The 18,683-nt window shown below is 56.8% G+C and carries 19 protein-coding genes; 8 read left to right on the top strand and 11 right to left on the bottom strand.

All coding sequences use genetic code 11. The features are described 5' to 3' along the window. Positions 1 to 151 precede the first annotated feature (151 nt). The 5 genes from HBO12_RS20715 to HBO12_RS20695 form a co-directional block, all read right to left on the bottom strand. Complete coding sequence (locus HBO12_RS20715; RefSeq protein WP_170043089.1) at positions 152 to 5,104, bottom strand: hemagglutinin repeat-containing protein; 4,953 nt, start codon at positions 5,102 to 5,104, stop codon at positions 152 to 154. A gap of 104 nt (positions 5,105 to 5,208) precedes the next feature. Beyond that, positions 5,209 to 6,894: a ShlB/FhaC/HecB family hemolysin secretion/activation protein gene (locus tag HBO12_RS20710; RefSeq protein ID WP_178123788.1), complete on the bottom strand. Its 1,686-nt coding sequence runs from the start codon at positions 6,892 to 6,894 to the stop codon at positions 5,209 to 5,211. A 685-nt stretch (positions 6,895 to 7,579) separates the two neighbouring features. Beyond that, positions 7,580 to 7,828: a site-specific integrase gene (locus HBO12_RS20705; RefSeq protein ID WP_178123783.1), complete on the bottom strand. Its 249-nt coding sequence runs from the start codon at positions 7,826 to 7,828 to the stop codon at positions 7,580 to 7,582. A 174-nt stretch (positions 7,829 to 8,002) separates the two neighbouring features. Then, positions 8,003 to 8,779: a hypothetical protein gene (locus HBO12_RS20700; RefSeq protein ID WP_170043087.1), complete on the bottom strand. Its 777-nt coding sequence runs from the start codon at positions 8,777 to 8,779 to the stop codon at positions 8,003 to 8,005. A gap of 101 nt (positions 8,780 to 8,880) precedes the next feature. Continuing rightward, on the bottom strand, positions 8,881 to 9,234 hold the full coding sequence (locus tag HBO12_RS20695; RefSeq protein ID WP_170043086.1) for a siphovirus Gp157 family protein: 354 nt from the start codon (positions 9,232 to 9,234) through the stop codon (positions 8,881 to 8,883). A gap of 92 nt (positions 9,235 to 9,326) precedes the next feature. Between HBO12_RS20695 and HBO12_RS28625 the strand changes: the two genes are divergently transcribed. Further along, complete coding sequence (locus HBO12_RS28625) at positions 9,327 to 9,452, top strand: transposase (protein WP_346343190.1); 126 nt, start codon at positions 9,327 to 9,329, stop codon at positions 9,450 to 9,452. Between the two features lie 637 nt (positions 9,453 to 10,089). Here HBO12_RS28625 and HBO12_RS20685 read toward each other — a convergent pair. Continuing rightward, a complete protein-coding gene (locus tag HBO12_RS20685) occupies positions 10,090 to 10,698 on the bottom strand; it encodes a hypothetical protein (protein WP_170043085.1) in 609 nt (202 codons plus the stop codon). Between the two features lie 486 nt (positions 10,699 to 11,184). Between HBO12_RS20685 and HBO12_RS20680 the strand changes: the two genes are divergently transcribed. Beyond that, on the top strand, positions 11,185 to 11,745 hold the full coding sequence (locus tag HBO12_RS20680; protein ID WP_170043084.1) for a hypothetical protein: 561 nt from the start codon (positions 11,185 to 11,187) through the stop codon (positions 11,743 to 11,745). A gap of 76 nt (positions 11,746 to 11,821) precedes the next feature. Here the strand turns inward: HBO12_RS20680 and HBO12_RS20675 are convergent, their stop codons facing one another. Both HBO12_RS20675 and HBO12_RS20670 read right to left on the bottom strand, forming a co-directional pair. Continuing rightward, positions 11,822 to 12,352, bottom strand: a complete 531-nt coding sequence (locus HBO12_RS20675; RefSeq protein WP_170043083.1) for a hypothetical protein — start codon at positions 12,350 to 12,352, stop codon at positions 11,822 to 11,824. Between the two features lie 51 nt (positions 12,353 to 12,403). Then, on the bottom strand, positions 12,404 to 12,844 hold the full coding sequence (locus tag HBO12_RS20670) for a PACE efflux transporter (protein WP_169954325.1): 441 nt from the start codon (positions 12,842 to 12,844) through the stop codon (positions 12,404 to 12,406). Between the two features lie 115 nt (positions 12,845 to 12,959). On the opposite strand from HBO12_RS20670, the gene HBO12_RS20665 reads away from it, so the two are divergent. The 3 genes from HBO12_RS20665 (at position 12,960) to HBO12_RS20655 (ending at position 14,959) form a co-directional block, all read left to right on the top strand. Continuing rightward, entirely contained in the window at positions 12,960 to 13,850 is an 891-nt protein-coding gene (locus HBO12_RS20665) for a LysR substrate-binding domain-containing protein (RefSeq protein WP_169954324.1), read from the top strand. 278 nt (positions 13,851 to 14,128) lie between these two features. Then, on the top strand, positions 14,129 to 14,566 hold the full coding sequence (locus HBO12_RS20660) for a hypothetical protein (protein WP_169954323.1): 438 nt from the start codon (positions 14,129 to 14,131) through the stop codon (positions 14,564 to 14,566). 72 nt (positions 14,567 to 14,638) lie between these two features. Beyond that, complete coding sequence (locus HBO12_RS20655) at positions 14,639 to 14,959, top strand: hypothetical protein (protein WP_169954322.1); 321 nt, start codon at positions 14,639 to 14,641, stop codon at positions 14,957 to 14,959. Positions 14,960 to 15,006: 47 nt separating this feature from the next. Here HBO12_RS20655 and HBO12_RS20650 read toward each other — a convergent pair whose 3' ends face one another. From HBO12_RS20650 to HBO12_RS20640, 3 genes are all read right to left on the bottom strand, one after another. Continuing rightward, positions 15,007 to 15,525 (bottom strand): hypothetical protein, encoded by a 519-nt coding sequence (locus HBO12_RS20650; RefSeq protein ID WP_170043082.1) that lies wholly within the window; start codon positions 15,523 to 15,525, stop codon positions 15,007 to 15,009. A 259-nt stretch (positions 15,526 to 15,784) separates the two neighbouring features. Further along, complete coding sequence (locus HBO12_RS20645) at positions 15,785 to 15,967, bottom strand: hypothetical protein (protein WP_170043068.1); 183 nt, start codon at positions 15,965 to 15,967, stop codon at positions 15,785 to 15,787. A 60-nt stretch (positions 15,968 to 16,027) separates the two neighbouring features. Then, positions 16,028 to 16,747 carry an endonuclease gene (locus HBO12_RS20640; RefSeq protein ID WP_262377050.1) on the bottom strand — a complete coding sequence of 240 codons (720 nt, stop codon included), beginning with the start codon at positions 16,745 to 16,747 and terminating at the stop codon, positions 16,028 to 16,030. A gap of 295 nt (positions 16,748 to 17,042) precedes the next feature. Between HBO12_RS20640 and HBO12_RS20635 the strand changes: the two genes are divergently transcribed. The 3 genes from HBO12_RS20635 to HBO12_RS20625 all read left to right on the top strand — a co-directional run bounded on the left by HBO12_RS20635 (position 17,043) and on the right by HBO12_RS20625 (position 18,654). After that, positions 17,043 to 17,468, top strand: a complete 426-nt coding sequence (locus tag HBO12_RS20635; protein WP_170043080.1) for a hypothetical protein — start codon at positions 17,043 to 17,045, stop codon at positions 17,466 to 17,468. 167 nt (positions 17,469 to 17,635) lie between these two features. Further along, positions 17,636 to 17,842: a hypothetical protein gene (locus HBO12_RS20630; RefSeq protein WP_170043079.1), complete on the top strand. Its 207-nt coding sequence runs from the start codon at positions 17,636 to 17,638 to the stop codon at positions 17,840 to 17,842. Continuing rightward, on the top strand, positions 17,839 to 18,654 hold the full coding sequence (locus HBO12_RS20625; protein WP_222931752.1) for an aminoglycoside phosphotransferase family protein: 816 nt from the start codon (positions 17,839 to 17,841) through the stop codon (positions 18,652 to 18,654). Before HBO12_RS20630 ends, HBO12_RS20625 begins: the two co-directional genes overlap by 4 nt. Positions 18,655 to 18,683: the final 29 nt, after the last annotated feature.

The raw sequence follows: 18,683 nt of genomic DNA, 5'->3' as shown, positions 1-18,683 counted from the left end.
ATGGCGCAGATGTGCTTTTCGTGGAAGTCGATGGATTTCAGCGAGGGTTGGTTAACATAGAAAAACTCTAGTTCACGCATACGGATTTTGGTGTTTACGCGATCAGTAGTGGAAGCAGGATAGCCTCCTGCTTCCACGAGTGGATTGCTAGTTAATTGGTTTGCTGATCAATCCCGGCCTGTAACGCCTGGCGATCACTGTGCCCGCCGACTCTCAGCGGTCCAAGGTTGAAGGCTTGATCCTTACGTATGGCGTCGTCCTGTTTCTGGGTCAATTCGTCCTTGGCGCCCAGCACCAGGTTGACCGGTGACTTCGACAGGTTCAGCCCGACATCCGCTCGGTAATCGCTGCCGGCCAACGTCGTTGCCGTCACCTTGGAACCACCCAGGTCGACCTTGCCCTGGTCCGCGCTGATCCGGGCGCCAGTCAGGTGGGTTTCGCCACTCACCTGCAGGTTGACGCCTTGCGTGCGGATGCCCGACGCTTGAGTGACGCTGTCTTTCACCACATGGCTGACGTCCAGATTCAACGTCGGGGTGTAGGACGTGTTGCCGCTCTTGTCGCCGAACAGCACGTTTGCGGTGGTATTGGCCACCGAACTGCCGGTGGTGTTTTTGCCGCTGACGGCGTAGCTGTCAGTGGTTTTTGGCCAGGCCTTTTCCTTGAGGTCGGACAGGCGAGTACCCACGGCATCCTTCTTGTCCGCCAGGTAAGCCTTGGCCTTGTCCACGCTCGTACCGAAGGCGCCGCGGGGCTCGGGGTTCACGTCGTAGCTACCGCTGCGGGTGAGTTTTTCGCCCAGGCGTTCCTTGGCGTTACCAACGCTGTTGACCACGCTGTCCTTGGCCGAGGCCAGGTGCCCGGTGCCCTTGTCCACGGCGTTCTCGAGCTTTTCGCGGTGCTTGTCAAACGCGCCCTCGGCCTTGGCTTGCACCTTGTCCTTGAGCGGGCCGCTGGCCTTGGCCAGTTTGTTGACCACGCCGGGCTGGTTTTTCTCGACATCAAGCTTGGCGTCGACGTTGACTTGGGTGCTGCTGACTTGATCCTTGCGGCTCTCAATGACGAGGTCGCCGCCGACATTGCCACTGACCTGCTCGGCCTCAATCCGCGCGCCGGCCAGGTGGGTGTCACCGGCACTGTTGATCACCACCTTATTCGCCTTGATCAGGCTGTCGTGCTGGGTGGTGCCTTGCAGGTGATCCACGTCGACCTTGGCCCGCGCATTGATGCCGTGCTGGGTCTTGGGGGTGTCGTGTTCACCGGCGTCGGCCAGGGTGGTTTTGCCGCCGCTGCCGCCTGCGCCCAGGGTCACGCCCCAGCTGTTATGCGCCTGGGTCGATTGCGCCGACTCTTGCAGGATGCCGCCGTTTTGCGCATCCAGATTGACGCTGTCAGCCACCACCTGAGTCCCCTGCAGGTGGATCGCATCCGCCGCGTTGGCGCCGCTGGTGAGGCTCACCTTGCCGTTGCTGTGCAACTGCCCGACGCTAACGCCTTGGTCGTTTTCGGCGACTTTGCCGATGTTGAAGTTGGCGCTCAGGCTGCCGGTGGTGCCGCTACTTTCAGCGCTGCTGGTCTTGCCGGCACCGACCGTCAGGCCGCCGCCCAGGTTGCTGCCGCTGCTCACGTGAGTATCGGTGGCTGCTTGCAGGTTCAGCTTGCCGCCAGCGTTGAGGCTGATGTCACCGGTCTTCGCGGTGCTGCTGCCGACCTTGGTGCCTTGCAGGGTCATGTCGCCACCGCTGCTGAGCTGGATCGGGCCGTTGCCCTGCAGCGTCGCGACACGCGCCTGGCTGTCCTGGGTGTTAAGGCGCTTGTCGTCCAGTTGCACACCGGCACCGAGGTTGACGTTCGTACCGTTGCTGCCCGGCGCCGTGCCCACGGTCAATGAACCGCTGCCACGCAGGCTGTTATTGGTGCTGCTCTGGGTATCGCTGGCCTGGTTCAGCGCCAATTCGCCACCGGCTTTGAGGTTGACGCCCGCCTGGCCGCCGTTGAACTGGCTGCCTTCATAACGCGCGTCGCCTTGGGTCTCGATGTTCACACCCTGGGTCCCGGCGTAGCTGCCGACCACCGCCGTGCTGCTGGATTCGCGCACATCGCTGCTGCCGCCTGCGCCATTGCCGCGCACGTTCAAGTCTTCACCGGTGGTGGTGTAGACGCGCACGCCCACTTTGGCGTCAACGCTTTGCTCGCTGCTGGTGTGGGTGTTGGCGGCCGCCGTGGCGAGGTGCTCGCCGGCATTGATCTTCAGCCCGCCCTCACTGGCGCGGTACTGGGTGCCTTCATCTTTCACGGTGTTGGCGACATTGACCTGCACCGTGCCACCGCTGAACTGGCTGACCACGGCGGTACTGTCCTGCTGTGTGCGGGTCTTGTTGGTATGGCCGACTTCCACATCGAGCCCGACATTCGGTTGCTCGAAGGCATCCAGCAGGCCGGGCTGATGGAATTTGGCCTGGGCCACGCCGTTGACGGCTTTTTCGATCGGCCGGGTGATGCCTTTGTATTCAACATTGGCGCCGACGTCGGCGGTCCAACCGTTCTCTTTGTGGGTGCCGGTCTCGGTGTTATGCGCCGCCTGGTTATCGACCTGCGCCGCGTTGACCTGCAACTCAGAACCGGCCTTCACCTGCGCGCCCTGGCTGGTCAGGGTGTTGCCGGCGTTGATCGTCAGCGTGCCGGCCGACGCCACGCTGCTGGTTTGCGCGGTGGTTTTGTGGCTGGTGTCATTGCTGCTCTGGTGGCTGAACTGCGCACCATTGCCGGCTCGGTCCAGGCCGCCGGTGTAATACACGCCGCCAGCGGTGGTGGTGGTGTCGGTTTGGCTCCGGGTGCTGTCATCGGTCGCCAATAGCTCGACGTTTTTGCCGCTCACGGTCGCATCGCCCTGGGTCGCCTTCAGCTCGGAACCCTTGATGCTAACGTCGCCACCGGCCGTGACGGCCAGGCTGCCGCCGCTGAGGCTGGAAGCTTGCTGCTGGGTGGTGTCGGTCTTGCTGGCGTGCTGCTGGTCTGCATAGTTCACACCCGCGCGGTACTGACGCGTGCCGTCGGCGGTCTCCTTGGCGTAGCCATCGAAACCCCGCGTGTGAGTGCTGGTAGTGGTGTGAGAGGTGTTTTCAGCCGACGCGACTTTGATGTCACCCTTGGCATTCGCTTGCAGTTCGCCTGCCGCAGAGACCTTGGAGCCGCTGACGCTGATGTCTTTGGCACTTTGCAGTTTGAGGTTGCTGTCCGAGCGCAGGTTGCTGGCGACGACGGTGCTGTCCTTGAGGTTCTTGCGGCTTTCATCCTTGGTGATACCAAAGAACTTGCTGTCGTTGCTGTAGCTATTGTCGTGGGAGGTGTTTTGCACGCCGTCGATCACCAGCGAGCCTTTGTCGCTGATGACGCTGGCCTGTCGGCCACCACGCGCCTGGCTGCCGTTGATGCGCACGTCGTCCGCCTTGACGATCAGCTTGCCATCGGCGTTGACCTTGCTGCCGGTGTTCAGGGTCTTGCCCTTATCGCCATCGCCGTTCTTGCCGAAGAAACTGCCGCCAGTCAGGTCGCCGGAGTAAGCGTTGTCACTGCTGCGCTGGGTACGGCTGGCGCTGGTGATGTCGACTTGCCGAGCGGCCAATTGAATGTCGCCCGCAGATTTCAGTTCGGCGCCTTGCAGTTGCAGTTTTTGCTGGCTGGTCAGCTCCAGGGCTTTGCCGGCCTTGAGGCTGCTGGTGACGCTGCGCTGTTCGCTGCTGGAATTGTCCCAGTTGGCTTTCCACAGGTGCTTGCGGTGTTTGCCCTGGTCGCGGGTTTCGTGGGTTTCGGTGGCGGCGCTCAGTTGCAGGTCGGCGCCGCTGTTGACGCGCAATGCGTCGCCCGCTTCGACCTTGCTGGCCTTGATCTGGGTGTTGGCGCCGGACAACAGCGTGGCCTGTTGTTGTGCAACGACGTTGTTGCCGTGCTGACGCGAGTCCTTGTCGGTGGTGGTGCGGTCATAGGTTTCGTAGGTGAACAGGAAGTTGCTGTTGTTCCACTGCTCACGTTTTTCCTGAAGTTTTTTGCTTTCCAGGCTGCTGAGGGTGAGGTTGCGGCCGGCGTCGAGCTTGACGTTGCGCCCGCCGACGTCGGTGGCGGCGAGGTTCAAGTCTTTGGCACTGTGCAAGTCGACATCGCCCTGGCGGCTCTGCACACCGGCGCGGGTGGCGTCGAGGCTGTTGGCGTAGACCTGGCCGCTGATATCGAGGTTGCCGGCCGAGCTGATCTTCACCCCATCACGGCCCGCGACTTGCACCGCACCCACGCGCACCCCGGCACCTTCGGCGGTGCTGATGATGTTGATACGGCCGGCCTGCATTGCCCCGAACAGGCGGGCGTCGATACGCTGGTCCTGGGTTTTGCTCGCCGGGTCGACCTGGCGCACCTGGCCGCTGGCGTAGTCGACCTGATTGCGGCCGACCGTGAGGTTCAATTGGTCACGCGCACTGAGGCGCCCATCGCTGTCGATACGCGGCGCGATCAGGTTGATCGAACCCGCACCGTTTTGCAGGCCCTGGCCTTGCACCGTCAGTTGGCCGCTTGCATCGCGAGTGTTCAAGCCTTGCAGCTTGCCGTCGTTGAGTTCAGGGCGGCCCACTACCAGGTTGGCATTTGGGGTGTTGATGAAACTGCCGCCGTTGACGGAAATGCCATTGGGGTTGGCCAGCACATAATCGGCAGCCCGGCCAAAAATCTCCTGAGCGCCGTTGATGGCCGAGGCGTTGCGGCTCACCACTTCGTTGAGGATCACGCTCGCCGCCTGGCCCTGGAACTGCGGGTTGGCCGCCAGCTGCCCGGCGAGTTGCGATTGACCAGCCTGCAAGGCGTTGTTCAACACCACGCCCTGGCGGTCGACGTTGTAGTCCAGGAACTGGTTATGGGACAGGCCGCCGGCATTCGGCGCGACGATGTTGACGATGGGCACGCCGCCCTGGTTTTGCAGCTGCGGCGTACCGCCAGGCCCTTCGACGACGGTTAAGCCACCGGCCAGTACCAGCTGCGGCAGCAGGAACAGGCTGGCGATGGCCCAGCGCAGTTTGCCCTGGGGTGAAAGGTGAAACGTATGGGTGTCAGTCGGCATAAATAAATTCGCTCTGTGTTGGCTGATCCGCGACGTGCGTTGTTCGTTGCAACGCTGCTGTGGTGGTCAGGTACGGCGGTAAACTCAGGCTAAACAGGTGTTGCTCAAATCTGCACGCTAAGGCGCGTCAGCCAGACCTCCCGCTCCTGGCCAAACCCTGTGGGCGTGTTGAGGTTGCGTTGGTAATCGAGGTCCAGTTGCACGTTTTTCCAGCTCAGGTTGAGTCCTGCACTGGCACCGCTCAGGCGCTGGCTTTGAGCGCCGTGTTCGCGCTTAATCCAGCCGTTGTCCAGGCCCAGGCGCGGGGTGATTTTTACCGGCAGGTCGCTGGTGAGCGGCAGGCGCAAGGTGTTGCGCCATACCGCGCCGATGGCCCCGGACGCGATGTTTTCGCGGTAGCCACGCACCGCCGAATCGTCGGTGCCCAGCAGTTGTTCGATGGCAGGCAACGCATCCGGGCTGTATTGCGCCGACAGCTGGCTCTGCCACTGCCACGGTTGCCCCAGCCATTGGCCGTTGCGCCATTGGGTGAGGTTGGCGCGGTACTTATGGAATTGCGCCTGGGGCAGGTTTTTTTGCGTGTGGTCAGCATCACGGTCGGCGCCGAACCATGTCAGGCCTTGGGCGTAATTGACGTCGAGGTTCCACACTGCGCTGTTGAGCCAGAACAGATTCAGGCCAGCCTCGGCCACTGTCAGCGTCGGGCTCTGGATGCCTAAGCGAACCTTTTGCAGGTAGCTGTCGACGTCCTTGTAGGCCAGCTGCAGGTTGGCGCTGAGTTGATGGCCCTGGTCGCGCCACAGCACGCGGTCGGTGCGCAAACTGACCTGGTCGGTACGGCCGCTGTTGTAAAACGTGGCGCGGCTGAGCTTGTACGGCGAGCGGTATTCGTTGTGGCTGGCGAACAGGCTGTAGGTCCAGTACCCGTAAGGGATGGAATAAAACAGGCTGTTGCTGCGGCTGTAGCGCGGCCCGTGATTGAGCGTGTCGCTGAAGCTCAGGTTGAGCGAATCGTTGAGCGTGAGCGGGCTGTCCAGGCTCAGGTTGATGGCATTGCGATCACGCCCCGTGCCGGCGCTGCCGAGGTTATCCACTCCAAGCCCCAGCCCCCAGCGTGACGCCGTGCTGCGCGAGCGCAGGATGATGCGCGAGGCGCCAGCTTCACTGCCAGGGGCGATGTCGGCGGTGAGGTCCACCGAACGCAGGCGGTTGAGCTGGTCCAGGCCTTGTTCCAAATCGCGCAGGTTCAGCGGCTTGCCGAGCATCCCGGGGAACGCGCCGCCTAACGACACCGGCAGGCTCTGGTCGGCCAGTTCGATGGCTTCGAGGTAGCCCTCTTCGACGTGAATATCCAGCGACTGCCCGGCCGCTGGCGAGCTGATCAGGTACGGGCGGCTGGCGATATAGCCGGCTTGCACATACAGCTGGGTGATCTCGGCCAGCAGGCGGTTGATCTGGGTGACGCCCATGCACGGCGCCACGTAGGGTTCGATGCGTTGGTTCAGCTCAGCCTTGCTGAACAGCGTGACCCCGGCCAGGCGCGTGCCACTTAGCGGCCAGCAGCGTTCATCCTTGGCTATGTCTGTTGGCAAGGCCGGCGTGGCCGCTTGCGTACTGAAACTACCGCGTTGCATCTGCCGTTGGCGCTGCTCCAGGTGTAATTGCTGCAAGTCGCGCTGCTGTTGCTGCTGCAAGCGCAGCGCTTCCTGGCCCGCTTGCCGCCCATCGGCGGCGGCCGGCAGCGCGCACAGGCAGAGCAGGGCGACGCCCAGGCTCTGGATACAACACAGGCGTTGGGTTGAGGGCTGATTCGGCACTCGACATCCTTAACGTAGAAATACACACAATCCATACCCCTAGCCAAACGGTAAACTCAGGGATCTTGCACAGTTGAGCCATCATTAAACTGTCTGCTACATCAGTTGTAGGATTTTTTACGTAAAACGTGGGGAATGCAGCGTTATTCACAAAATAAATGCATAGAGGTGGTGCGGGAGGGCCAGGCGATAACTCCTTGGGCGTTTCATGAGGCGATTTTTACCCTCATTCTGCTGACTCACCGATCAATCCTACCTTTCAGACGTATTTACCCCTTTGCCTTTTACAAATGCCGCTGGGGGGCCATAGGACAAACGCCACGAATCGTGGGCAATTTGGTAGTTTGTGTGCTGGTCGGCAGGACGTTGGGGCGGGGAGTAAATCATTTCCGCAATCTGATGTGCACCCCTTGAGTTGTGGAGCTTTCAGCGTATCGAAATATGGAGGGATGCGGAAGCGCTAAAAAGGTTAACTTGCTGAATTTAAAGAAAAAATCACCAGTTTTGAAAACCGACGAACGTTAATAGCGCTCCTAGGGTTCGAGTCCCTGGTTTCCCGCCAAGATTCAGACAAAAGCCCGGCTTATGCGGGGCTTTTGTGTTTCTGGGGGGCGGCTGTGGCTGGCTTGTATTTTTATGGAACCGTTCCATAACTTTTCTATTTTGACGGCTTCGTAGTGGCGCCGAGCCTTCTGTCAACGCACTTTGTGATTTCCTGATTGCTCTGCCCCAGCAGCAGGCTTGCGTTGCCGATATCCACGATTTCCGACGCCGCCTTGGGTCGAATATCTCGCAACTGAAACCCGCCGATCTTCGCGGCGAGCGTCGGATCTCCTTGTTCGATAGCTTTCTCGCAAGCCATCTCTCGTGCCTTGTCCCAGCGCAAGCGCAGCATCCCCTTCGTCATCCTTTTTCCATACTTTTTGATCAGCAGATACTTGGAAGGGTGGGCGGCATTGCTCTCTGAAATTTCCCGAACTAGCCTGCCTCTTCTATTCCGCTGGCCGGCAGTGCGAGCCAGGACTGTCGGTGATTACGGCGCTGGCAGTAAGACCCACCTCTGCCAGCGCGCAATGGATCGTTAGGCAGTAGGTCTGACCCGGAAGGCCAGGAACACCGGGCCGAATGGGAAGGTACTGACTTCCAGCTCATCCAGTGGGTTGAGCGTGCGTGTGCGACTCCCAGCATTGCTGTAGATCACATGGCTGCTCGATACGGCGATGTTGACCTTGCCGGCGGCTGCCTGGATCAGATTCACCTTGAACCCTTCAGTCACGTCATCACCAATGGTGAGCGTGACGTCAGTATCACTAATGACCAGGATCGACTTACCGGAATCAGCCATGGTCAGGGCCCTGCTGCTGCTGATAGAGACGTTGGTGTGTACGTGGCCCCCAGCGTGGTAGCTGACCATTCGCGGGTCTGCGAAGACGCGGGCGAAGGCGCCGACATAATTGACACTGGCGCGCATGTCATCGAATTGCTCGACCACGTAGGTGCCGATGCTGCCTGATACTTCAGCGTTGGGATCCAGAACCCATTTGCGTCCTACCATCAGCCCGATCTGGGTGTTGGCACGTACGCCGGCACGCATCTCTTCAAGGAACAGCTGACTGATCTGGCCGCCACCCTTACCTTGGACATAGGTAAACCGCGCAATGGAGTGGCTGTCTCCAGTAGGGCTGCCCTGGGAGGTGTCGACCTTGTAGTCGACAAAGTCCGCCGAGACGGTGGTGGTCGTTGTGTTGGCGTTTGGCGCCCAGGTGAAATCCAAGACCCTGCCGGTTTTAACCTGCTCTAACGAGGTGGTGGTTTGCGAGGTGGTAGTAGAGCCTGACTGCTTCAAATCATCGTTCATGTTACTCATCCTTAAGTGAAGTGCGTATGAGTGCAGGCCGAGCTGGCCCGAAGTGTATGATCGCCGTCATAACGCCACTTTTGCTACAAAACCCTGTTGTCTTACTTGATCCGTATGGAACTGTCACCGCGCTCGAGGTGCGCCCAGATCGGCTCTTCGAGTAGTTCGTGTTCTGCATCTTCACCGGCGGCCATGCGTTTTCGTACGGCTACGTTGTGCTCCCGGATTTCCTTGAGGTTGGCCGTGATGGTGCGCTTGTCGGGAGAGAACACGGTTTTGGTGTCGATGACGTCGTCCGGGATATCGTCCTCTTTATCGACGATGACCTTTTCGGGCGCTAGAGCCAAAGTGATCGTGAACAAGGGCCGCCTGATCGTTTTTGTATCGGTGGCCTCTATGTTTTTGCGCAGGTACTCGACGAGCTTGCCGACGGTGTTCTTCCTGGTGTCGGCCATCGCTTGGAGTTCGGCGAGTTTGCCGGTGACCTAATGATCTTGGACACTTCAATCGGGCACTATGATAGCGCCCAAATCGGAGGTGTCTGGATATGCGTCAATCGTATTCGAGTGAGTTCAAGCTCAAGGCTGCCAGCATGGTGCTTGATGAGGGGCAGCCGGTTACCGAGGTCTGTGCCAGCCTGGATATCGGCCCCACTGTTCAACCCAGTTCGTAAGCTCCATGATGGCTGCTTCAAGGGCGAGTTGGTTTTCGTTGATTTTGGACAGCGGGGAAGGGAGCAGGTCTGAGCTCGGCATCGGTGTTCCTCCTTGGAGTGAACAGCGTAGCAGTTGGTGTTTGGTACGCCTGCTTTAGGGGTTTCTCCTTTCGATCAATGGCAGCCTCTCACCGACACTCCGTTTTAGGCGGTTCGACGCCCTTTCCAGTAATCGCTTACCATGGCTCACGGACTTTAATTTTCAATCATTAAATGGTTCTGAGTAATGAAAGGGTTTATATCCAATGCCCTCGTATTGACATTGCTCTATGCACTTTCAAATGGAGTGTCCGCTGAAACACCGAGCACAGCGAGGCGGAGGGTATCAGGTAAGGCCAAGGTGATTTCCTTTTCGAGTGATGGCATTTAGCCAAGATCCTAGCTCAGTAATTTGAGATATCAAATCTCGGCCCTGCATTTCAGCTGCCAGAATCGCTCCTGTTTTTGGAGACTCTCGATGACCGCTTTTGGCCGATTTCTGCCGGTGACAACCGACTGAAAACGGCCAATAGCTGACACTCCGTTTGTCTACAAATCCAGGAGCGCTTCACTGCGTAGCCGATGAAACGACTACTTTTTAAAAACTGCTAATCTTTCACTTCCGTTGATTAAAAGATCGCTTAAAACTCTGATTGATTGACATACTAAATATGGCTCGGTCAACTGTGAAATCTAATGTGTCGGATACGGCGATTAGTGACCTTAATTCTTCAGGGAAGTCTTCGATGCTAGCGCATACCGTTGGAATCAAATATCGAAAGTAGTCTCCAATTTCCGCGTCTCCCTCATAACCAATCGGATTGTCTTCGCTGGACACGTAATCTTCTAGCGCGTGATAAACATAGAAGCCTTTTATTGATGGAAGTGAATACTCCGTGAGCTCTTGATAAAAGTTCGAACTCTCTAAGATTATGCGTTCCATTTCGTCGCGCGACGAGGGTTTGAGGTGCCTGCGAAAACTATATATATCTAAAAGAGTTCGACCTTCCTTGTTTTTTGGATAACTTTGAAACTCACGCGACTCTTCCCACATAAACTCATTTATACTGTCGAGTTTTTCCTCTAGCTCTGGAATAGCCAACAAGCTCGAAGGGATAGGACCGAAACAGTTATTCACCATTACAGCTATACGCCCATGTCGATCCATGGCGAACCACGTGAAGATAGTCCCAAAACCTGGCTGCCAATCTTTATCTAACGGCATTACTTCACCTCTGGTAAAACGTGTATATCGCCTGAGATTATTATCGCCAGTGCTGGATTGGCCCTGTTACAGAAACTTTACTGATCCAGGATCCTACCCTGTGAACTATTACCAGCGCTAGATATTTACTGACGGGATGGGGCAGTGGCATAGGCCTCTGGGTCAATTCGACGTCAGTTTCAACAGGCTCGTGCCTAACGTCCACTTTTTCCTGCTTTTGCACGGTATGATCAACGTCAGCTTGCGGCCAATAGGAGCCGCTGGACAGCTTGGGCAGGTGTTGTCGTTCAGCGTTTGCCTTCAACGTTCGCGGGTTCGCACTGGGTTGGGGCAAAGAGAGCATAGCGGCGGCCTTTTCTCTCTCCCGAAGTGCGCGTGTACAGTCTGTCCTGTTCTGCTGATTCAGCCGTCCGGCGTGTAGATAAGATGCGATACGGCAGTAAGTGACAGGTATGTTGGCTAATTGATAATTAGGGAAAACTGAGTATGCGTCGTTTAATAGCCAACGGGTTTGTGTTTGTCAGCATTGCTATACTCTGTTGCAGCTGCACATCTTATTCGTCCCAGCCGACAATCAACGAACCCGTTGAACCCGAAACACAAGAAATTATCTCCAGCTTCAGTTACGCAATAAATTCTCCATGGAAAGACAGTCGCTTCGGCAAGGACGCATACGCAGCGACACTCAACGTTATTCCCGGTGCGCAGGATAAGAACTCCAGCCTTGCCGCCCCGAGCCTGCCAGCATTAGAAATAAAGATCTCGGAGTTCTCATCTGGCGGCGCTTGCGGACAAGATTACTTGACGGGTCTGAGTCTGGGTTTGATCCCCAGTTGGTGTACGCGGACAAACCTTTTCAAGTTTGATTTTATATTGAATAAGGACCAGCGCTTTTGCAGGCAGAAAACCTACTCGATAAACTCCACGTCGTTTTCACATCTGACGATGATTCCGTTTGCACTTCTCAATACGGGCAATCAGCCATTGACGCTCTATCAGGCGGCGCTTAAAGATTTTCTTCGCAGAGGTCAATGTGCGACGCGTTGAGAGGCTGCTTTTGGCCGTTTGCTGCCTATCATGAGGTCCGCAATCGGCCAAACGCGTACGTTTATATCAGTAGGGGTCATGTAGCAACGTAGACAAGAACCGGCTGGAGGCAAGTGAGCGGCGGTGCCGAATCAAGTATTTCGGTAGGTTCACACCATGGATAGCTGCGCCCTTGAAGCCAGTCCATTATTTTTCGCATATGCTGGGAAGGACACTCCAACATGTGTTCGATGGTAATGGACAGCTGAGTGACCAAGCCGCTTTGCGGTGAAAAGATCCAATGATATTCCCCGCAGCCTACACGTAACTCCCCAGTCGCTTTTGTTGACATGCCAACCAGCCATTTGCACTTATGAACATTGGCGTCGGGCTTTGGCGCGTCACCGAGGCAGAATGTATAAACGTTCTCATATTGCAGGCTAAAGCTGCGTACTAGTACTTCAGCAATATCTTCGCGCCCCTGGACGTTGGGAGGAAAAAGGACGTTGCCTCTCTGCACTAGCACGTTAAGAGCTGCGTCTAGACTGAAAGCATGTTGCAATAAGTCGGGCCGATTTCCGTCCTTACCGAAAATGTAGCTCTCAATCGCTCTGGTGGCATTTTTCATGGACAAATCCTAATGCTGCTACAGATTGGCGGAATCTGGATTCCGCGTGAATTATGGGTTAACCGAAACTTCCCCCTTCGCGGAATTTGGTACATCGAACATCCTATCGAAGACCCACTGAAACGCCAGCGCGTAAAAGAAGAAGAAAACGAACAGCCCCAGATCGGTGACCAGTGCAGCCCACCAAGAAATCTCCAGCCACCATGCCACCAGTGGTACCAACATTAGAACTAGCCCACCCTCAAAGCCCAGTGAGTGCAGCAAGCGTCTGCCCAACGTGCGAGCACGCTGTGGCTGACGCGCTTCCCAGAGTTCAAAAGCGTAGTTAAACAGCACGTTCCACAGCAGCGCGCATACAGATAACATCACCGACAGCGCACCCGCATGGGCCAAACCTTCGTCGTATATCAACGAGATGCTAGGCGATAGCACCGCAACAGCGATTGATTCATAGAGGATGGCTTGAAGAATTTTTCGCGAAGGTCCTTGCATGGTTTTTTCCCAAGGGTGGGGAGATCGAATACCTGCGACGGTATCGCTGCGTACACACCAAGAAAAATGAGATAAATTAAATATTCATCAATTCAATTCATCTAGGGAACGATGCGTGTTTTCGACTCTTCCGCTGAACGCGCTGCGCACCTTCGAGGCGGCTGCGCGACTGGGTAGCTTTAAAGCGGCAGCTGAGGAACTCTCAGTCACCCCCGCGGCCATTTCCCACCAGGTCAGGATGTTGGAAGCCCGCCTCGGAGCGATGCTGTTCAAGCGAGCTGGACAAGGCGTCGCATTGACCGAAGAGGGCGAGTTGCTATATCGCCAGACTCACCGCGCCTTGTTAGACATTCGCCGCAGCCTGGAGGCTTTTTATCCGGACACCGTTCCCCAAACCCTAACCATTTCCACTACGCCGGGCTTGGCCGCTGCCTGGCTAATTCCACGACTGGGTGGTTTCTATCGAAGCTTTCCACAAGTCAAGGTGCGGGTCGATACAGGTAACGAACTAGTCGATCTACTGCGTGATTCCAGTATCGATGTCGCTATTCGTTCAGTCAGCCGCGACGACCCGAAGTTGTTCTGTCAGGAGCTAATGAAAGAGCAATTCTCTGTTTACGGCGCCCCAGGCCTGGTGGCCTCGTTGAATGTAAATCAGATCGAACTGATCAACTTACACTGGAAAATTCCGGGAGCATTCTCAATCAACTGGGAAAGCTGGTGCGCGGCCGCAGAATGCCAGACCTGGCTTGAAACGGCGCAGATGCGTGAGTTCGACGATGAGTATTTTGCCTTGAGCGCTGCGATTGCTGGTCATGGGCTGGTGCTGGCAAGCAATGTACTGGTCGCCGACAGCCTCAGGCATGGAGAATTAGTGGCCTATAGACCAGAAGTAAGCCTGCTTGGTCCGCGTTACGTTGCGGTGTGCGTGCCAGGACGGGAGCGGCAGGTGCCTGTGAGTGCGTTCCTTATGTGGCTGGCAGGAGCCGCTCTGCAGGACGGCTGACGATACTCGGCCTACACCTTTTTGAGCGCGGGCATACGATAAGTCTCAGGACTCGTGTGCTATTCGGGAGCTTGTGTTCTGTCGGCAGGACGCCGGGAAGGGGGTCAAAACAGTTGAGTAGGTAGCACGTTGAACCGCAAGGGTATCAGCTAAACAATCGGCGCAATCACTACTTGTTTTACAACGGGGCAATGAGCCATTAGCACATCTGTGCTAATTCCCCAGTAAGGGCATCAATGCTAACTTTTTTACTTTGTTTTTATTGTGAAAGAGGTTTTATGTTTAATCGCATCTCGAAGGTGTTGCTGGTTGCCACAATAATTCCGGTTATCTTGCTTGTTAATGGTTGCCGGGTGATTGCTCAGGAGCGATGGGTGGGAAGGTCAGATCAGGAAGCCTTGAACCTATTTGGTAAACCAGCAGCAGTCAAGAAGGTAAAGGGCGCGAATGGAGAGGAACTTATTGTCCTGACATGGGAGAAGTCTTCAAGCTGGACCAATACCGAAGCTGCAGGAACCTCGATGAATCATACCGGTAACGGCATGGTGTACACGGAGTATTATGAAACTGTAGGGCACAGTTCTGATTGTACGATTGAGGCCACCGTCAACCCGTTTGGCAAGATTGTGGATTTCAAGATTGATAATGGCCGTATAGTCAGTAATAAGTGTAAAAATATTCCTTACGTCCCTGGTTACATTCCGCCGGGGTTCTAGAGTATCTGCTACATCTTTACGGGGTCGAGCATCCCGCGCCCTGTTACAGAGCAACAACTAAGGATGGTGATCATGAATTACAAATGCCTGTTGCCCATGCTCCTGCTGGCTGGTTGTGTTTCCCAACCTAATCACCAAGGTATCAACTGGGGGGAGGGAGCCTGCCCAAAACCCGCTCCAGAAAGCATCTCCGCCACCCATCATCTGGTGATTGAAGACGGTAAGACGCTGAAGTGCCAAATCCGTCCTTATGTCTGGAACATGGCTTGCCAAGGGATTGTTGACGGGGAAACTGAAGGTGTGGTTTGCCAGGATAATGGGGGGAACCAGATGATTTTCCTGTTTGACGACAAAGGCGTGCTTACTACGCATCGCAGCTTGAAGGCAGGTTAGGGGGGGGCCAGCTGTTCCAGCCAGTCATCTCAAACCTGGAAAAACCGTCAATAAAATGCGGCGCCTGTTATGACGATGCCTTTCGTATTGCTGGTTTTATAAATCTTGACTAAACCCTTATTGCTGTCGCCACTGAAGTGACATATTTTTATTTCCTTGTTTAGCTCTGGCTCAAAAATCTCAATGCCGCGGCAGCTATTTCTACCGCCAGGGGATTGTGTATATGCCGTTGTGTAAGTGCTTTGAGTTCCGTCGGATAAATAAATTAAAAGTGAGAGCGGAATTTGTAGGGTTAGCAGGCACACTAAAAATAATGCCAGTGGAAGTGCTGTAATCTTTTTTAGGGTGTTTATGAGGTTTCCAGACAATATGTCTTTTTTAAAGATGATAAAGCCTAACGAGCTTATAGCTGCCAAGATTAATGAGCTGGTGATATAGATTTTTTGAAAGTTCGGCTTGAAAAAAATCACTGAGTAAATATGGCTACGCCATGCGAAAAGCAATGAAATAGTCAGCATCGTTCCAAAAATCATAGGCACCAAATAGAGGTACGAGTTCTTTTTCAATTTTTGCTGCTCTCTATCCTCGGTGCCAGAATTATAGGCATCTTGTGCATTCAGTTTCCTCCCGCAGATCGCTCGCCACGAGTCCTGAACCAGTATCCCGCGATCTTAACAGCGTTGATTTCCTGAAACAGAATGCCGCCCATCATACGGGGGAGACGTTTTATCAAAGTAGTTCAGGCAGCTATGGTTGCGGCGCGCACCTGCGGGTTCCGGAATCCAAGCCTGAGTAACCTCTACCGAAAGCGGCCGGATTTCGGGCTCACATGCCCAGCGTAGGAATGGTCACCTCGCCACACTCTATGAGTTGGCCAGCGGTCAGTTGAAGCACATCATTGGGTTTTGCGGCGTACCCGGCAATAAAGCCGATGGACACCAAGGCGATACAGAGCAGGGATCTTCTGAAAATCATTGGGAATTCGCTGAGTTGTTGGTGTGAAAACATGCAGCACTGATTCCCGATTGTGCAAAAGGTTCCTGGCGCGCTGGCTCTGCAAGGCGCCTCTTACGACAGCAGCACCACACGAGCACTCTCGAAAAGCACGGGCCGTACAAGGATTTTGTAGCTGTCAGCATCGAACGACTGCGATGGAAAGGCCGGCGCCAATCGGGCCTCGGCCTCGCAGGCGTAAGTCCCGATGTACCGCCAGTTATCCACGACGTGGTATTGCTCCAACTGGCCATGGCGTTCGTGCAGTGCAATGGCGGCGGGGTATGGCCAGCGATGGACGGCCCAGTGGGCCAACGCCTGCAGCAAACGCTCGGTGTGGGCTGCATGGGTTTCATCGCCCCGGCATGCCCCGGCGCATTTACGGATCTGCGCACGGAAACAGCCCTTCGCGCTGGGTGGTTCTATACCCAGCAGGCTATGGCAGAGGCGGTGCTCGTCGGCGAGCAGGATCAACGCTTCGATTGCCATGCGTCGGCTGCGAAACAGCCCGTACAACTGCGGCCCCTCGGCCAGCGCGGTGGTGTCGATGATCTGCAGTTTGCCCCCGTGCAGGCGTAGCGAGCACAGGCGGCGCTGCCGGCGCAGGCGCTTGTTCTTCAAAGGCTGCATCTCTTTGATCAGGCGCGACTCCAGCAACAGCGCACCGATTTCTCCCGCGGTTTGCTGATATTCGATCCGCTGTGCCTGGCGCAACATGCGCGCTTCTTCGGGGGTACGCAGGTGCGCCAGCAGGCGGCTGCGGATATCGACACTTTTACCGATGTACAGCGGCATCGATTCACCTTGCGCGTAGAAAAAATACACGCCGGGCGCACGCGGTGCCGCCTCGGCCTGGGCGCGAAGGTGGGCAGGGTATTCAAAGGGTGGGGCGGGGAGAGTCGGGCGTAGAGGCATGCCGGATATAGTGCGGCATCAACTGGCTGAAAGGGTTGCCGCCGGTCGGTCCAGTCTCGCGGCAGTCGATAGTGATCAGGCTTGCGGGGCCGATTTTAATGCGCTGATCGCCGTGGGAGAGGGGGCATGATACCTTTGCGCGCAATGTGGCTAATTGGCATCAGGGAGTGATGGAATGGAATACAACACGGCACTGCTGGTCGCTGCCGGGCTTAACCTGCTGGTGGCGCTGATGCATATCGGGGTCATCATCAAAGGGCCGTCCTGGTATCACCTGTTTGGTGCGGGCGAGCGCTTTGTACGTGCAGCCAAGGCCGGTCGCCGCTTCCCGGCGGTGGTGACGGCGGGGATTGCCCTGGTGCTCGCCGCGTGGTCGGCCTATGCGCTGTCCGGCGCCGGAGTGATCGACCCCTTGCCCCTGCTGCGCCCTGCGTTGTGCGTAATCACCCTGGTGTATCTGTTGCGTGGTCTGCTGGGCCCGTTCGTGTTGGCCGGCACGGGCCGTAGTACGCGCTTTATCATGATCAGCTCGGGGATTTGCGTGGTGTACGGGCTGGTGCACCTGGTGGGGTTGGCGCAGGTGTGGAATACCCTGGCCTAGGGCTGGCAACGCGTGCGCTATCGCAGCCTCGGCCAGTTTTGCTGTACGGGCAACCAGGGCATCTCGGTGGTTGATTCTCGTCAACTCCATGCAGCACTATTCTTGCGCTTTTCAGGGCCGACGGGCGCAACTGTGTAGAGGCCGTCACCATTTCCAGGGGAAAACCAATGAAGTACCTGCGCACCTTGAATGTCGCAATGGAACGCTTTGTGAGGCGGTTTACCCGCACGCAGTTCCTGTGCGCTGCCATTGCGTTCACCGCGCTCAACTTCTTATTGGACTACACCGTTGCTTCATATACCTCCATCTACCTGTCCATGCTCAGCGGTTGGCTGTTTGCCATGGGCTTTGTGAAGTTCCCGCCTCAGCCATGATGTGTCTATTTGATCAATACCTGGAACGATGGGACCTGACCGTCGATGGCGATGCATTCGCCTCGCGCAACGGCAATCTATTGCCTGTTCGCCAGGACGGTGTGCCGGCCATGCTCAAGGTCTCCCAAGTGGCCGAGGAGCAAGCCGGCAGCGTGCTGATGGCCTGGTGGGACGGTGACGGTGCAGCGCCGGTGCTGGCCTATGACGGGGAGGCCTTGCTGATGGTGCGTGCGCTGGGCTCGGCTTCGCTTGTACAGATGGCCAACGGCGGTCGCGATGAAGAGGCCACGCGCATCCTTTGTGGCGTGGCCGCGCGCCTGCATGCGCCACGGGCCAAGCCGATTCCCGCGCTGGTTCCCCTGGCGCGGTGGTTCGAAGCGCTATGGCCGGGGGCGGCGAGGCACGGCGGGATCCTTGCGCAGTGCGCCAGCACCGCCCGCGATCTGCTGGCGGCGCCCCAGGATGTCGCGGTACTGCATGGCGACATCCACCATGGCAATGTCCTGGATTTTGCCGCGGCCGGCTGGCTGGCTATCGACCCCAAGGGCCTCTACGGCGAGCGCGGCTTTGATTACGCCAACCTCTTCTGCAACCCCGATCAAAGCGCCCTGGCTCCCGAGTGCTTTGCGCGGCGGATCGAAGTGGTCGCCAAAGCCTCTGGAATCGAGCGGCGTAGGCTCCTGCAATGGGTGCTCGCCTGGGCAGGTTTGTCGTCGACCTGGATGCTCGAAGACGGTGAAGAGCCGGGAATCACCCTCGGGGTGGCGCACCTGGCGGCGGCGGCACTGGGCGGTGATTATCGTCAGGCTTAGTTGCACATAACAGAAAGGTAATCTTTAAG

The sequence above is a fragment of the Pseudomonas sp. WS 5059 genome, from assembly GCF_012985525.1.
GTDB lineage: Bacteria > Pseudomonadota > Gammaproteobacteria > Pseudomonadales > Pseudomonadaceae > Aquipseudomonas.
The sequence above is the reverse complement of the archived record's forward strand: the minus strand, read 5'-3'. Positions and strand labels throughout refer to the sequence as shown.

Coding starts and splice junctions, on each gene's coding strand:
- HBO12_RS20715 (WP_170043089.1), bottom strand. CDS start 5,104: ATGCCGACTGACACCCATACGTTTCACCTTTCACCCCAGGGCAAACTG.
- HBO12_RS20705 (WP_178123783.1), bottom strand. CDS start 7,828: ATGACGAAGGGGATGCTGCGCTTGCGCTGGGACAAGGCACGAGAGATG.
- HBO12_RS20700 (WP_170043087.1), bottom strand. CDS start 8,779: ATGAACGATGATTTGAAGCAGTCAGGCTCTACTACCACCTCGCAAACC.
- HBO12_RS20695 (WP_170043086.1), bottom strand. CDS start 9,234: ATGGCCGACACCAGGAAGAACACCGTCGGCAAGCTCGTCGAGTACCTG.
- HBO12_RS28625 (WP_346343190.1), top strand. CDS start 9,327: ATGCGTCAATCGTATTCGAGTGAGTTCAAGCTCAAGGCTGCCAGCATG.
- HBO12_RS20685 (WP_170043085.1), bottom strand. CDS start 10,698: ATGCCGTTAGATAAAGATTGGCAGCCAGGTTTTGGGACTATCTTCACG.
- HBO12_RS20680 (WP_170043084.1), top strand. CDS start 11,185: ATGCGTCGTTTAATAGCCAACGGGTTTGTGTTTGTCAGCATTGCTATA.
- HBO12_RS20675 (WP_170043083.1), bottom strand. CDS start 12,352: ATGAAAAATGCCACCAGAGCGATTGAGAGCTACATTTTCGGTAAGGAC.
- HBO12_RS20670 (WP_169954325.1), bottom strand. CDS start 12,844: ATGCAAGGACCTTCGCGAAAAATTCTTCAAGCCATCCTCTATGAATCA.
- HBO12_RS20660 (WP_169954323.1), top strand. CDS start 14,129: ATGTTTAATCGCATCTCGAAGGTGTTGCTGGTTGCCACAATAATTCCG.
- HBO12_RS20655 (WP_169954322.1), top strand. CDS start 14,639: ATGAATTACAAATGCCTGTTGCCCATGCTCCTGCTGGCTGGTTGTGTT.
- HBO12_RS20645 (WP_170043068.1), bottom strand. CDS start 15,967: ATGTTTTCACACCAACAACTCAGCGAATTCCCAATGATTTTCAGAAGA.
- HBO12_RS20640 (WP_262377050.1), bottom strand. CDS start 16,747: ATGCCGCTGTACATCGGTAAAAGTGTCGATATCCGCAGCCGCCTGCTG.
- HBO12_RS20635 (WP_170043080.1), top strand. CDS start 17,043: ATGGAATACAACACGGCACTGCTGGTCGCTGCCGGGCTTAACCTGCTG.
- HBO12_RS20630 (WP_170043079.1), top strand. CDS start 17,636: ATGAAGTACCTGCGCACCTTGAATGTCGCAATGGAACGCTTTGTGAGG.
- HBO12_RS20625 (WP_222931752.1), top strand. CDS start 17,839: ATGATGTGTCTATTTGATCAATACCTGGAACGATGGGACCTGACCGTC.